The 14,639-nt window shown below is 57.6% G+C and carries 11 protein-coding genes; all 11 read right to left on the bottom strand.

Annotated elements, in window-relative coordinates:
- Positions 1-17 precede the first annotated feature (17 nt).
- Positions 18-1,451, bottom strand: coding sequence for an NAD(P)(+) transhydrogenase (Re/Si-specific) subunit beta (locus QM996_RS32205; protein ID WP_334142244.1), 1,434 nt, complete (start codon positions 1,449-1,451; stop codon positions 18-20).
- A 19-nt stretch (positions 1,452-1,470) separates the two neighbouring features.
- Positions 1,471-3,045 carry a Re/Si-specific NAD(P)(+) transhydrogenase subunit alpha gene (locus tag QM996_RS32200; protein ID WP_334142242.1) on the bottom strand — a complete coding sequence of 525 codons (1,575 nt, stop codon included), beginning with the start codon at positions 3,043-3,045 and terminating at the stop codon, positions 1,471-1,473.
- Between the two features lie 43 nt (positions 3,046-3,088).
- Complete coding sequence (locus QM996_RS32195) at positions 3,089-3,718, bottom strand: 3-oxoacid CoA-transferase subunit B (protein ID WP_334142240.1); 630 nt, start codon at positions 3,716-3,718, stop codon at positions 3,089-3,091.
- Entirely contained in the window at positions 3,718-4,422 is a 705-nt protein-coding gene (locus tag QM996_RS32190) for a CoA transferase subunit A (protein ID WP_334142238.1), read from the bottom strand. The genes QM996_RS32195 and QM996_RS32190 overlap by 1 nt, the downstream gene beginning before the upstream one ends.
- 198 nt (positions 4,423-4,620) lie before the next feature.
- Positions 4,621-5,535 carry an alpha/beta hydrolase gene (locus QM996_RS32185; RefSeq protein ID WP_334142236.1) on the bottom strand — a complete coding sequence of 305 codons (915 nt, stop codon included), beginning with the start codon at positions 5,533-5,535 and terminating at the stop codon, positions 4,621-4,623.
- A gap of 368 nt (positions 5,536-5,903) precedes the next feature.
- Positions 5,904-6,596, bottom strand: coding sequence for a TetR/AcrR family transcriptional regulator (locus QM996_RS32180; protein ID WP_334142234.1), 693 nt, complete (start codon positions 6,594-6,596; stop codon positions 5,904-5,906).
- 90 nt (positions 6,597-6,686) lie between these two features.
- Complete coding sequence (locus tag QM996_RS32175) at positions 6,687-7,484, bottom strand: AraC family transcriptional regulator (protein ID WP_334142232.1); 798 nt, start codon at positions 7,482-7,484, stop codon at positions 6,687-6,689.
- Positions 7,485-7,629: 145 nt separating this feature from the next.
- Positions 7,630-9,117 (bottom strand): APC family permease, encoded by a 1,488-nt coding sequence (locus QM996_RS32170; RefSeq protein WP_500270568.1) that lies wholly within the window; start codon positions 9,115-9,117, stop codon positions 7,630-7,632.
- An 8-nt stretch (positions 9,118-9,125) separates the two neighbouring features.
- Positions 9,126-10,328, bottom strand: coding sequence for a cytochrome P450 (locus QM996_RS32165; RefSeq protein WP_334142228.1), 1,203 nt, complete (start codon positions 10,326-10,328; stop codon positions 9,126-9,128).
- 668 nt (positions 10,329-10,996) lie between these two features.
- A complete protein-coding gene (locus QM996_RS32160; protein ID WP_334142226.1) occupies positions 10,997-12,043 on the bottom strand; it encodes an ABC transporter permease in 1,047 nt (348 codons plus the stop codon).
- A gap of 4 nt (positions 12,044-12,047) precedes the next feature.
- Positions 12,048-14,573 carry an ATP-binding cassette domain-containing protein gene (locus QM996_RS32155; RefSeq protein ID WP_334142224.1) on the bottom strand — a complete coding sequence of 842 codons (2,526 nt, stop codon included), beginning with the start codon at positions 14,571-14,573 and terminating at the stop codon, positions 12,048-12,050.
- Positions 14,574-14,639: the final 66 nt, after the last annotated feature.

The raw sequence follows: 14,639 nt of genomic DNA, 5'->3' as shown, positions 1-14,639 counted from the left end.
TTCGATGGCGAGGTTCTTTATCCCAAGATGGGGAGCAAATCGGTGACCGACCTCTTCGCGTCGCCATAGAACATCCGCGTGTTCTCCTTGAAGAAAAGCGGGTTCTCGATACCCGAATATCCGGTTCCCTGCCCGCGCTTCGAGACGAACACCTGCTTGGCCTTCCACACTTCAAGCACCGGCATGCCGGCGATCGGCGAGTTCGGATCTTCCTGGGCCGCCGGATTGACGATGTCATTGGAGCCGATGACAATGACGACATCCGTTTCGTGGAAGTCCTCGTTGATCTCGTCCATCTCGAGCACGATGTCGTAGGGCACCTTCGCCTCGGCCAAAAGCACGTTCATGTGGCCCGGCAACCGGCCGGCGACCGGATGAATGGCGAAGCGCACGTTCTTGCCGGCCGCGCGCAGCTTGCGGGTAAGCTCCGAGACCGACGCTTGAGCCTGCGCCACCGCCATGCCGTAGCCAGGCACGATGATGACGCTGTCGGCATCGTTGAGGGCTGCGGCCACGCCTTCGGCATCGATGGCGATCTGCTCACCGGTGATTTCCATTGCCGGACCGGTGGTTGCGCCGAAGCCACCGAGGATGACCGACAGGAACGAACGGTTCATCGCCTTGCACATGATGTAGGAGAGGATCGCGCCCGAGGAGCCGACCAGCGCGCCGGTGACGATCAGAAGGTCGTTGCCGAGCGTGAAGCCGATGGCGGCGGCCGCCCAGCCGGAATAGGAGTTCAGCATCGACACGACCACCGGCATGTCGGCGCCGCCGATGCCCATGATCAGGTGATAGCCGATGAAGAAGGCGGCGAGCGTCATGACAAGCAGTGTCCAGGTGCCGGCACCATTGACGTAGAGCACGAGTAGGGCCAACGAAAGCCCCAGAGCGCCAGCGTTGAGGAGATGCCCGCCCGGCAGCTTCTTTGCCTTGCCGTCGACCTTGCCGGCAAGCTTGCCGAAGGCGATGACGGAGCCGGTGAAGGTGACGGCGCCGATGAAGACGCCGAGGAAGACCTCGACCTTCATGATCGACAGTTCCACCGGTTCCTTGTGGGCGAGGATCGCGGCAAAGCCGGTGAGGGCAGAGCGGGCTGCCGCGTCGAGGCCGGCGACGTCTGCCGCTTCGATATGGGCGTTGAAGCCGATGAACACGGCCGCGAGACCGACGAAGGAATGGAGTGCCGCGACAAGCTGCGGCATCTCGGTCATCTGGACGCGGGAGGCGACGAAGTGGCCGAGCACAGCACCGCCGGCAATCATCAGCAGGATGACAAGCCAGTTGCCGACCTCAGGTCCAAAGACCGTGGCGACAATAGCCAATGCCATGCCGGTCATGCCGTACCAGACGGCGCGCTTGGCGCTTTCCTGACCCGAGAGCCCGCCGAGCGAGAGGATGAAGAGAACGGCTGCCGCGATATAGGCGGCCGATACGATACCGATCATCATAGTGATTACCCCTGCCCGATCAGGATTTCTGGAACATGGCGAGCATGCGCCGTGTGACGAGGAAGCCGCCGACGATGTTGATCGTGGCGATCAGTACCGAGAGCGCCGCAAGCAGCACCACCAGCCAGTTGCCAGACCCGATCTGCAGCAGAGCGCCGAGAATGACGATGCCGGAAACCGCATTGGTGACGGCCATCAGCGGGGTGTGCAGCGAATGGGATACGTTCCAGATGACCTGGAAGCCGACGAAGCAGGCGAGCACGAAGACGACGAAGTGGCTCATGAAGGCCGGCGGCGCAAAGGCGCCGACGAGCAGCAGCAGCGCCGTGCCGACGGCGAGCAGCGCCAACTGGCTCTTCGTCTGGGCCTTGAAGGCTGCGGCCTCGGTGGCGCGTTTTTCCTCCGGCGTCGGCTCCTTCACCTTTTCCTTTGGCTTCTGCGCTGCGATTGCGGCGATCTTCGGTGGCGGCGGCGGATAGGTGATCGCCCCCTCGAAGGTGACGGTCGCGCCACGGATGACGTCGTCTTCCATGTTGTGGACGAGCTTGCCATCCTTGCCCGGCGTCAGGTCGGTCAGCATGTGGCGGATGTTGGTGGCATAGAGCGTCGACGCCTGCGCAGCCATGCGGCTCGGGAAATCGGTGTAGCCGATGATGACGACGCCGTTGTCGGAAACGACGCGCTGATCGGCGACGGTGAGATCGCAGTTGCCGCCGCGTTCGGCGGCAAGGTCGACCACCACCGATCCCGGCTTCATCGCGGCCACCATGTCGGCAAGCCAGAGTTTCGGCGCTTCACGGCCGGGGATCAGCGCCGTCGTGATGACGATATCGATCTGCGGCGCAAGCTCGCGGAACCTGGCGAGTTGCTTCTCGCGGAACTCCGGCGACGACGGCGCCGCATAGCCGCCGGTGGCCGCACCGTCCTGCTGAGCGCCGTCGAAATCGAGGTAGACGAACTCGGCCCCCATGCTCTCGATCTGTTCGGCAACCTCAGGACGCACGTCGAAGGCATAGGTCTGGGCGCCAAGCGAGGTGGCGACGCCGATTGCCGCGAGACCGGCGACGCCTGCACCGATCACCAGCACCTTGGCCGGCGGCACCTTGCCGGCGGCCGTCACCTGGCCGGTGAAGAATCGGCCGAAATTGTTGCCCGCCTCGATCATCGCGCGGTAGCCGGCGATATTGGCCATCGACGACAGCGCATCCATCTTCTGCGCCCGCGAGATGCGCGGCACCATGTCCATTGCGATGACATTGGCGCCGGCACCCTTCGCCTGCTCGAGCAGATCCTTGTTCTCGGCTGGATAGAAAAAGGAGATCAGCGTCTTGCCGGAGGAAAGGCGTTCGACTTCAGCAGCTTCGGGCGGGCGGACCTTGGCGATAACATCAGCCATCTTGTAGAGGGCCGCCGCGCTGTCGACGACCGTCACGCCGGCTGCGCGGTAAGCGTCGTCCGAAAAGCCGGCCAACGATCCAGCACCGGCTTCAACAAGACACTCGTAGCCTAGCTTCCGCAGCTGGCCGGCAGAGTCTGGCGTCAAAGCTGTGCGCTTTTCGCCCGGGTATGTCTCTCGTGGGACCCCTATCTTCATCGGTCTCTTTCCGTTCAAATGCGAATACAGCACCACCGCCCGACTAGTCGACGATTGCTGCCTCCGTGGCGCTGCGGAGTTGCTCGTCGGAAACACCCTCGGCGAGTTCGACGATCTTCAATCCGCTAGGCACAACATCGAGTACGCCAAGGTTCGTTATGACCCTGTCGACCACCGCTTTACCCGTCAAAGGAAGCGTACACCGTTTCAGAACCTTCGGTTCCCCAGCCTTGTTCGTGTGGTCCATCACGACGACCACGCGACCCACGCCTGCAACGAGGTCCATTGCTCCACCCATGCCCTTGACGAGCTTGCCGGGGATCATCCAGTTGGCAAGGTCGCCTTCTTCGCTCACTTCCATGGCGCCAAGAATTGCCATGTTAATTTTGCCCCCGCGGATCATCGCGAAGCTGGTAGCGGAATCGAAATATGCCGAATTAGGGAGCTCTGTGATTGTCTGCTTTCCCGCATTGATAAGGTCAGCGTCCTCTTCACCGGCAAGCGGGAAGGGTCCCATTCCAAGCATTCCGTTCTCAGACTGAAGAGTGACGGAAACGCCAGGCGGAATATGATTTGAAACGAGAGTTGGTATGCCAATCCCGAGATTGACGTACCATCCGTCCTGAAGCTCGCGGGCAGCGATAGCTGCCATCTGGTTCCGATCCCACGACATCAGGCAGACTCCTTGGCTCTTACGGTTCGTTGCTCAATCCGCTTCTGGTGAGTTCCAGTGATCAGCCGGTGAATGTAGATGCCAGGCAGATGGATGCCATCGGGAGGGATTGCGCCAATTGGAACAATCTCCTCGACCTCAGCGACGCAAACCTTTCCACATGTCGCAGCCGGAACGTTGAAGTTGCGCGCGGTCTTCCGAAATATCAGGTTTCCCGATTCATCAGCCTTCCACGCCTTTACTATCGAAAGGTCCGCATTGATTGCTCTTTCAAGGATGTACGTGCGCCCATCAAAATCCTTATGCTCTTTACCGTCGGCTACGATAGTACCTACGCCGGTGGCGGTGAAAAAACCTGGAATTCCGGCCCCGCCAGCTCGCATTCGCTCTGCAAGTGTTCCCTGCGGGTTAAATTCCAGTTCCAACTCTCCGGACAGGTATTGGCGCGTGAACTCGGAGTTTTCACCCACGTAAGACGAGATCATTTTCTTGATTTGGCGCGATTGAAGCAGGAGACCCAAGCCGAAATCATCGACACCGGCGTTGTTTGAAGCGACCGTTAGGTTCTTGACACCGCTCTTACGGAGCGCGTCGATCAGCAATTCCGGGATGCCACACAGTCCGAACCCGCCGGCCGCGATCATCATGCCATCGAAAAGCAGACCATCGAGCGCGGTCGTGGCGGTCGGGTAAACCTTGCTCATCCTATTCCCCTCCATGAATCACGCGACGAGCTCCTCGGCGCCGGAGGGTGGCCGGCCTCCGCCTTAAATCTCGCTTAGCTCGAAGTAGCGAACCCCTCCGGGTCCTTCCATGATAGCGCCCGCTCTGCTGACACACTGATCGGAGCGGGCGCCTTTATCGTCGTATCAGTCGACGTCCAGGATTGCCGAATGTCTCATCTAAAGCTTCGCGAGAGTCTCCTTCAGCCACTGTGCCGACGCTTTACCGATCTTCTCGAGGTGGTCCGGCTTCGTGTAGAGGCTCATGTGATCGACCCCACCTACCGACACGAATGACTTATTCGGGTTGGGAATGGCGTTGAACATCTCGATTTCGAGGTCTGCGGAGGTAATGTTGTCGCCCTTTGCGATGGCGACCAGAACTGGCGTTTCATAGATCCGTTCGGCATAGGGCTTTACCTGATAACGCAGCAGCCATTCCACGGATTCGATCGTGGTCCAGTGCTCATGGAGCGGGGCGGACTTTTCCTTGATCGCCATGAAGCCGGAATAGATATGCGGGAACGGCCAGGCGGTGAGCTCCCTGCTCGGATCCTCTTTCGGCGATTGCGCGATTTTGCCGCTGGGTTCGCCCTCGTAACGGTTCTTGCGATCTTTCGCCACGACCTCGAGCAGCTCTGCAAAGCGCATTTCGCCGTGGCAGCGGCGAAGTGTCAGATAGCCGTCGATGACCGGCACCGCAGAAATGACGAAGGCGAGCCGCGGTTCGATGGCACCGGTGATGATAGCGTGACCACCTGCATAGGATATACCCATCAGACCGATACGCTTGTGATCAATGCCATCAAGCGTCTCAGCGAATGACACCGCGTTCCTGATATCCTCGATCTGCTCCCACGGATTGAGATGCTGGCGAATATCACCTTCGCTTTCGCCAAAGTTGCGATAGTCGAATGCGAGGGTCGCGCATCCGATGTCAACGAATTCCTTCGCATAGTTGGGAAGGACGATTTCCTTCGTATAGCACCAGCCGCCAGCCATAACCACGAGTGGAACATTGCTCTTGCCCTCTGGTCGTGTGAGCACTCCCTTCAGCGTGTAGCCACCACTTTTGAATTCGACTTTCTGTTCCAAGCTAGATCCTCCGCTGGGCCGTATCTCGCCGCGCAGTCCTTGTCGAGTGCGTCGGTAATGACGTGACCATAGCCGCACGGTGTGTCCCCTGCCCTTTCCTTCATGCCAAATTTTACGCGGGAAAGGCCATTTTTTGTCGCCCCTCACCAGAGCGACGGAGAATGACAGCCGGGTACTCCTCGTCTTTCACAAGGATCATCAACCCATTGAATTTGTATTTGTTGTGTGATCCTGGGGCAGCAGGTTCGGCGTCAGGCATTGGGGAGCATTGACGCCAGGGGCGACGCCTATTTCGTCGCGCGAACAACACGTCGATGACAGAAAGAGGCACCCAGCGGACGGCCTTCGATCGTCCGTGGCGGCGCCTGTCAGGCGCCCACCTTTTCCGGGCGGGCCACTCGCGCCCGGTGCGTCGTGTCCGAAGTCAGGACGCCACGAGAGAACGCTACAGCTTTCGCAAGTGCTGCAGTCTGGACCTCGGGATCGGAGGACCATTCGCACCACGTCACCGCGCAATCCATCAGGGACATGACGGCTCGCGCTTTTTCCATGGAATTGGGGAACCCGAGCTCTTCAGCGATCGCCGCATAAAGTCGAATAAAGAGATTGAGTCTCTCATGCATGTCATCTCTAAGGGATGGCGGCAGGAATTTCCCGACGCGATCCGACGCGACAATCATGTCCCATAAGCTGTTGTTGGGATTCGACAATTGTTGCTTGCAGTGATTTCGAACCAGAGCATCCCACAATTCATCATGATTCCGGGCGGTTTGGACCGCCGCGAGGAGCGACTCGGCATAATCTCGGGATTGCCAGCGAAGGCAATATTCCGTGATCTCTTCACGACCGCCGGGAAAATGCGAGTAGATACTCGGGGCCTTGATCTTCAGCTCAGCTCCGATTGACCTCATGGTGATCGCTGCATAGCCGCGAGCTGCTGCGAGCCGCATGAAAACATTCAGAATTGCCAGTTTTTTGCTACCAACATCCGAGAAATCGAAAGTCGAGAGGCTGGCTCTAAGCTCCTCAAGTATCGCTTCGACCTTATCCGAAAATGCCACATTTCGCTCCTTCGATAAGAAGGAACGTTTACACTCGATGGTCTCGGTCCACAACCTCTGTCCCTCCGCGCTAACCAGCAGAAATATTGATCAAATAAACCCGGGAGCCGGCGAATTGGCGACATATCCGCTCGGCGTCAATCCCGTGACGCGTCTGAACATCGCGGAAAACGCGGCGGGCGTCTCGTATCCCAAATCACCTGCAACGATGGTGACCGGTTCGCCTTGGTCGAGGCGGGTTGAAGCGGCCGCAACACGGACCTGCTGCCTCCAGGCGAGAAACGACATGCCGAATTCGGACTGAAAACGCCGAGCCAAAGTCCGTTTCGATGCGCCAACCAGATCCGCCCATTCGTCGAGACTTTTCTGGCAGCCCGGATCCTCCAGAAGCGCTGCGCATACCTTGCTCAGCCTGCGGTCCTGGCATTGGGGCAATGCAAGCTCGAGCGGAATTGCTCGCTGGCTCTCGCTTAGGAGAGCGCCTATTTCATCGAGAATGAGCGATAAGATTTGGTTCTTGAGTCCATAGCTGTCGTGATTGTTCGGTGAGTCAACGCTCCGGAGTACGAGTTCGCGTAGGAGGTTGCTCACGGAGACCAGGATCGGGGCGGGCGGAAATGTGTGGGGGATAACGTCCGGCGATAGATAAACTGTCTTCAGTTCAACGTTCCCACGAGCGCGCATTTGGTGGACAACCCCGGGAGGCATCCACACCGCACGCTGGGGCGGAACCAGCCAGAGTTTGTTACCGACGATCACCTCCATAACGCCCGCAATAGCGTAGATAAGCTGGCCGCGCCGGTGCGAATGAGGATCGACGAACTGCGCGTTTCGGTAGCTCACTTCGCGAGTGACAATATACTTCACGGCATCCTTACTATTCGGCATTTGAGCTCCTCCCTTTTGCCGACCACGATCGCTGTTGCTCACCCGCAGCAGCGATCAAACTCCCCGAGCTCCTCTCCCGCGGAGCTCGGAACCATTGGCGGGTTTGCCGCCAACGGGAGGCCTAACATGGCGGCAATCGCCTGGGCTATTGCCGACCAATTCGAAGATAGACATCGGGCTTAGCGCCGCGGATGAGAACAGCCAGCACTACGCCGATGGCGAACACCACGAAAACCGAGGCCAGCATTATTTTCGAGGCTAAGCCGGCGTCCCCCGTCAGGGCGTCGAAATTCAGAACCGCGATCACGTTTGCGGCCCCAAGCAGAAGGGTGGATGCAACGGGGAATGCGACACTCCGCCAGACCGATTCCCCTTCAGGATTTTTGAAGAAGTAAACCGCGCAAGCAGCACTGGTAAGAAGCATTGCCAGAAGGATGCCGTAGGTTCCCACTCCCCCAAACCATGCATAGCCGGTGGCCGGTGACAGCTGACTGACAACAAGGACAACGAGTGCAGCCAGAATGGCGAGACTCGTCGCGACCGACGATCTGCTCGGCGAGTTGTGTTTGTCGTGTGCAACTCCCAGGAATTTTGGAAATACACCGTCCTTGCTGAGCGAATAGACGTAGCGAACGATGACATTTTGAATTGCGAGATGTGCGGCGAAGGCGCTGGTTAAAAGGAGCACATTCACGATTTCATTGTACGCCGGACCGATGGCACGCAGAGCGGTGTCAAGAAAAACGCCTGCCGGATCTGCCGCAGATAAGCTTTGCGCTTCGCCTAGGCCAATTCCTTGGATGAGCATCCAGGACGTGAAGCTGTAGAACACACCGATGAACAGCACGACGAGGTAGGTTGCGCGGGGAATGACCCGATCAGGATCCTTGATCTCCTCGCGATAAATGGCGGTCGCCTCGAATCCGATGAACAGAATGACGGTAAAGAGGATGCCCAGACCGATGTTAGTTTGTGCGTAAGCTTTGATGCTGAAAGGTGAATAGTCGAGGTTTGCTATACCGACCTGGCCCAGGACGAGCCAATTGAACACCACAACGGCGATGACCTCCAGAATCAGAAGATATCCAAGGATTTTTGCCGAGAGCTCGATCCTGAAATACGCAAAAAAACCGACCGCCGCCCAGAAAAGACCTGCGTAGCACCACCAGGGAAGGTCGATCGATACATATGCCTCAACATAATCCTTGGTGATGGATCCGGCGAAGGCGTAGAAGCCGACCGCGATTGCGCCGTAAGAGAACAGCATCAGGAATGAAGTTCCAAGTCCGGCGGGTCGACCCAATCCGGCCGCGATGTATGCATAAAAGGCGCCGGGGTTCGGTACGCGCCTGCTCATTGCGCAGTAGCCAACCGAAAACACGAGGATGATCACCATCGTTACGAGGAACGAAAGTGGTGTCGCAATCCCGCTGCCGAACCCGACGCTCAACGAGAGATAACCCGCGGTAGCGGCGAGAGGTGCAGCATATGCTAGTGTCGCCAGAATAATGTCGAGAGTGCCGAGATCGCCTTTGATCTCGGTTTCAGCCGCCCCAATCGTGGTTCCTATTGCAGTCATATCCAGTTCCCTGCTTTTATTATTTAGCTTGTCGGGGCTGGCTCCCCAGCCCATCGCATAATCTAATGTTTCGCGTGCGAGATCTTGATCGGCAACTTTACATAAGCTCGGGACCGGTCAGTCACGTCGTAGGTTGGCTCACCTGCAAGCTCGATGTGTTCCACGCGATCGCTGATGACCCGAAAGATTGTATCCGCCTCGACGCGGCTAATGACCTGACCGGCGCATGCGTGCGGGCCAATTCCGAAGCTGAGGTTCTGAGCGGCCTCAGGCGACCTTGAAGGATCGAGTCTGTCGGGGTCAGGGAACACTTCAGGATCCCTGTTCGCGGCATCGATAAGAAAACGCACCCGCTCACCCGCTTTGATGTGCGTGCCGCGAATTTCGACATCCTCCGTGGGATACCGGACAAAGGAAAGTTCCGGAGGATTAAGCCGCAGAATTTCGTTCTGTATTCCTGAACGCAACTCCGGTCGTGTGCGATAGAGTCGGTAAATTTCGGGGTGCCGGGCAAAATGCTCGATCCCAGCGCCAACAAAGAATGAGGGATTATGCCCACCCGAACCCCAGAAAAGCGAAATGGTCTGAATGACCTCGTCTTCTGTCATTTCTCCGTTTCTCTCGGCCTCGAGAAGGGCGTCGGCTAGGCCGTCTCCGGGATTCTGACGCTTGTACGCCACCAACTCAACGGAACGGGACCGCAGATACTTGAACGCTTCGGCCGCCAGCCGATCATCTTCTTTGTCGGCCACAGAGCTGAGAGCGGCCATCGCTTTCAGCATGGAAGCGTGTACCGGCTCAACATTGTCAGTCGGCAGTTGCAGCGCGCTACACATCGCTGCGTGTGTTGGGATAACCCCAAGTTCGAGGTTCGCTTCGAACACAGCACCGGACTGAACGCGATCCAGGGCATCGTTCGCCGCCGTTTCCGCCGCCTTAGCCCACTCCTGAACAAGCTTCGGGGTAAACCAACGATTGGTCCGGCGCCGAAGGGCCGTGTGTACGGGCGGATCGACTCCCAGAACGGTCTTCGAGAGAGCCGTCCATGGGCCTTTCGGAACCCATTCAGGGTCGACAATGCTCATGATTGGCAATTTGCCGTATTTCATGATGTCGTCGTATCGAGAGACGACAAAGGTGCCATCGGCCATTTTGTAGACGGGATACTCAGCGCGAACCCGGGCATACCAAGGGTATGGATTTTTCCGATAGTTCGCATCTCCCCAGGGAAGATATTCATCTTGAGCTGTTGCCACGGCTTCCATCGACTCGATCCTTTATGCGTAATTGGGTATCAATGCGGATACGGTCAGTCGCCGTATCGCTCGGCGAAGTTGGCGCCGGCTTTTGCCAGCGACGATCAGTTCGGAAAATTGAAGGGGCCGCGTTGAGCGTCGCAGCCGTCTCGCCGCACTCGCGCTGCCTCACGGACAATGGTCCACGAAAACCCCGAACGGAGCTAATCGCGTGTTTGCCGTTGGATGCTTTGAAATGCGGATTTGCCAGGTGCTTCGGACAGTGGTCTGGTCCCTGGGCATACGGCATAAGCGCTTGTCGCCCATCGGAGTTAACAGACCAACTAAAGAAGCACGAGCCACTGGGACGACGCTGCGGTCGAGGCCTTGCGTCGATAGGAACTCGATGGCGTAACTCGAACAGCGCGAGCGATTTCTGAGGAATCGCGCGGCGTTGACTGCGGGAGTGTCACTCCCCGACGCCGCGATGCTCGGTTGGATCGCATGCATACTTCGTGTTCCCCTTTGGTTTTTGTACGAAGTAATGGACTGAAGACATACTAACGTTTGTTAGGCTTAAGTCAAGCTATTTTAAGATCTCGTCATAAAGGCCAAACAAAACGTCATTACAATCAGCTGCTTAATTGCTTGGCAGCTCCGCGCCAGCTTGATGCTGGTTGGCGAGCGAGGAGCTAAGACTACCTGCCTTTCCGAGGTGACCTCAGCTCAGATAGGTACATGCCTGTTCCGATGGCGACCCCCTGGATTACCAGTTGCCACGAGGTCGGCAGCCCGATCATTTTGAGCGATTGGTCGAGTTGGATTAAGAAGATCGATGCAGCAGCGACTGACAGCATATTTCCAATTCCCCCACTCATCACCACGCCACCCAGCACCGCTGCAGCGATCGGAGCCATAAAGTAGGGCATGCCAACATCAAGGGTGGGATTTCGGATGAAGCCTGCGAGCAACATTGCGGCAATACCATACACAAACCCCGCGATGACATATGCTCCGGCCTGATAGATCCGGACTCGAATACCAACGACATGGGCAGCTCCTGGATTTGTCCCGACGGCCTCAAACCGGCGACCCGCCACAGTTTTTGTCAGAAAGAGCGCCGCCAGGCACGTGATTAGGACGGCAATTGCCACAGAAGTCGGAATTCCGAGCAGCCGGCCATTTCCGAACTCGGCAAGGCTTGGCGGGACTGGTGACTCTGCCCCCACGCTTTGGCGGTACCATATCGTGACGCCGGTCACGATTGCTCCCACCGCCAAGGTGACGATCAAGGCGTTCAATCTGAGGAAGGCAATCAGGATCCCATTCACCGCGCCGATCAGAACCGCCGCCAAGATTGCTGCACCGACAGCACTGAAAAGGTAGGCGTCGTTCCCAATCGAGAACCCGATCAGAATCGCGCATGAGAGAGACATGATCGCAGGAACGGAGAGATCTATCCCCCGAGCCATGATCACGATCGCTTGTCCGATTGCCGTGATCGCCAGGAAAGCAGCGAACGGCGAAATAGCAAGCAGCGTTGACCTTTGAAGGCTCCTCGGAAGAAAGATGGCATCAATGAGGAGTAAAATCCCCAGCGCGATCCAAATCGCCAGGAAGCGGATCTCCACCTTGGCGACTCGCGAGAAACGCGGCTGCAGAGTTGTGAGGACCTCCTGAGTTCCGGACAGCGTCGATTGAGGTTCTGAAACGAGATTTGGATAGCTTTTTGAACGTTCGATCATGGTGTCACGCCTTCGCTTCTCGTCTTGACCTGGCGAAAATCCGAACCAAGCGATCGAAGCCGGACACGCCTGAGTAAAGTACGATCGCGAAAAGGGTCATTGTCCCCGATGCTATGACTCCAAAGGCAGAGTTCAGTCCGAGCACAGAAATCACGTTCGTCATCAAAGTGAAGAAGAACGCTCCCAGCAGGGCTCCAGAGAATGACCCGCGTCCACCTGTCAAAGCAGCTCCTCCGAGGACGGCGGCCGCTATGCTGGACAGCGCATAGTTCTGGCCAACGGACGGGTGTCCCACGCCGACTTGCGCGCCAAGAAACATGCCTGCGATCGCCGCGCTTACGCCAGCCAGGATATAGGCTCGAAGATGGATCCAGGTGACGGGCGCCCCGTTTCTACGTGCAGCTTCTTCTCTAAACCCGGTCGCCTTGACGAGCAGTCCTGATCGCGTGCGGTGCAGCCAGTAATCGCTGATCAACGCAGCAATGACGACGAATATAGTTGCGACAGGTAGAAAACCGATACAGGTGCGTAACAGCGAAGTGAACTGTCCGTCAATTATGCCGGCTGGTGTCGGTCGGCCAACAAGTGCGAGTCCCTGCAAGATGCTCAACGTAGCGATGGTCGTAATGACCGGGTTGATCCGGCCGAATCGAACAAGGGTGCCGTTTGCAAGTCCGGTCGCGACACCAAGCAGGAGGCAAGCGCCGGTTCCCGCAATCATCAGAGAACTCGTTCCTGATACGATCAAAAATGACATTGCAACCACAACCATGCTCATGAGTGAGCCAACGGAAACATCGATACCTTTGATGAGAAGGGCATGAAGCTGCGCCATTGCGACGATCGCCACCGGTGTAAGGGCAAGCAGCAGATGTCGGAAGTTGATGGGTTTTAGGAAAACGTTGCTGTTCGCCGCTGCATAGACAGACACGATCGCGATGAGTCCAAGCAGAAAGAGAAGTGGAACCCACCAACTCGCGCTCCCACCCGTCAGCTGCTGGAGGAAGATTGGGGTTTCCGTCGCGGCATCAGCGTTCTTCGTTTGCCTGGCGTCGCGAGCCATGAGGAAGCTTCCTACTATGTTCTCTTCCGTAATCGCTTCGCCTACAAGTTCACGGACAATTCGGCCACGCGAAAACACGAGGACCCGATCACATATCCCTGCAAGTTCCTGAGCGTCTGAGGAATTGACGATGCACGTACCATCGCCTTGGATGTTCTCGCGGATGGCCTTGTAGATTTCGAAGCGAGCACCTGCATCGACCCCCTGTGTCGGTTCATCGATCAGAAACGCCTTTGCGTCAGATCTGAAGCTGCGCGCTAGAACGGCTTTTTGCTGATTGCCGCCCGAAAGCTGGATCACCGGGAGGGACAAATCCGCAGCAGCGACCCCGAAGTCCCGTTTCATTGCTGCGGCTGTCGCCTGCTCCTTCTTGCGAGACAGCAGGCCAAAACTGGTCAGCTTGTCGAGAAGGGGGAGGATCATATTCTTACCAATGCTTAGCTCGGGGAAAATAGCTTCTCCCTTGCGGTCGGAGCTCAGAAACAGCAAGCCGCTCTCCAATGCCGATCTTGGCGACGCGGTTGAGACTTGCAGGCCCATGCACTCAACGGTTCCATGCGCCTCTTCAAGACCTGCGAGGGCGCGTAGAACTTCGCGTTGACCGTTCCCCTCGGCACCTGCGAAACCAAGGATTTCTCCTTTTCGGGACGAAAAGGAGATGTCTTGGAAGGCTTTGCCGGCGAGGTTTTTCACAACGAGGACGGGATCCTCGGCGATGTTGGTCGCCTTCGCGGCATATTCTACATCGATATCGCGGCCGACCATCAACGTAATGAGATCGTGTTCGGAAAGGCTCTCGGTAACGGCGAATGTGCCTTGGTGCACGCCATCACGCAAAACGGTTACGCGGTCGGCGAGCTCGAGAATTTCAGGGAGGCGGTGGCTCACATAGATGATGCCGGTCCCACGCGCGGTGAGGTTGCGGATAATTCCGGTGAGTTTGCGCACGCCATCTGCATCGAGTGTGGAGGTTGGCTCATCGAACAGGAGCACCATTGGTTCAGACTGCAAGGCCTTTACAATTTCCACGAACTGCCGCTGAGCAGGCGAGAGATCCGCAATCAGCGCGTCCGGAGCGATACTCACGCCGTAGGCGGAAAGCAGTGTGGCGGCCCACGCGTTCATCTCGGCGAAGCGTACCGTCCCCTGTCTACTCGCCATGAAAAGATTCTGAGCGACAGTTAGCTCTAGAACGAGCGAATCGTCCTGATAAACCGTCGAAAGGCCAAGTCCTGATGCTGTCCGAGGATCCACATTCGCCAGGCGTTGTCCGGCAATCTCGACAACACCACTGTCTGGTCTGACGACGCCGCTCGCGATCTTCATCAGCGTGCTCTTCCCGGAGCCATTCTCTCCGAGGATTGCGTGGACTTCTCCCGGCAAGCAATCAATGCTCACCTGATCCAGCGCGCGCACGCCGGGGTATGTCTTCGACACGCCTTCGAGTTTTAAGACAGGGGTGCTCATGGGGACTCCGATTTTTCAAAGCGGTCGCGCCGGCCAGCGCCGTAGCGCCAGCCGACTCGGGGAGGA

The organism is Sinorhizobium chiapasense (assembly GCF_045277575.1).
GTDB classification, from domain to species: domain Bacteria; phylum Pseudomonadota; class Alphaproteobacteria; order Rhizobiales; family Rhizobiaceae; genus Ensifer; species Ensifer chiapasense_A.
Note: the sequence above shows the minus strand (reverse complement) of the source record. Positions and strands in the feature narration are given on the sequence as shown.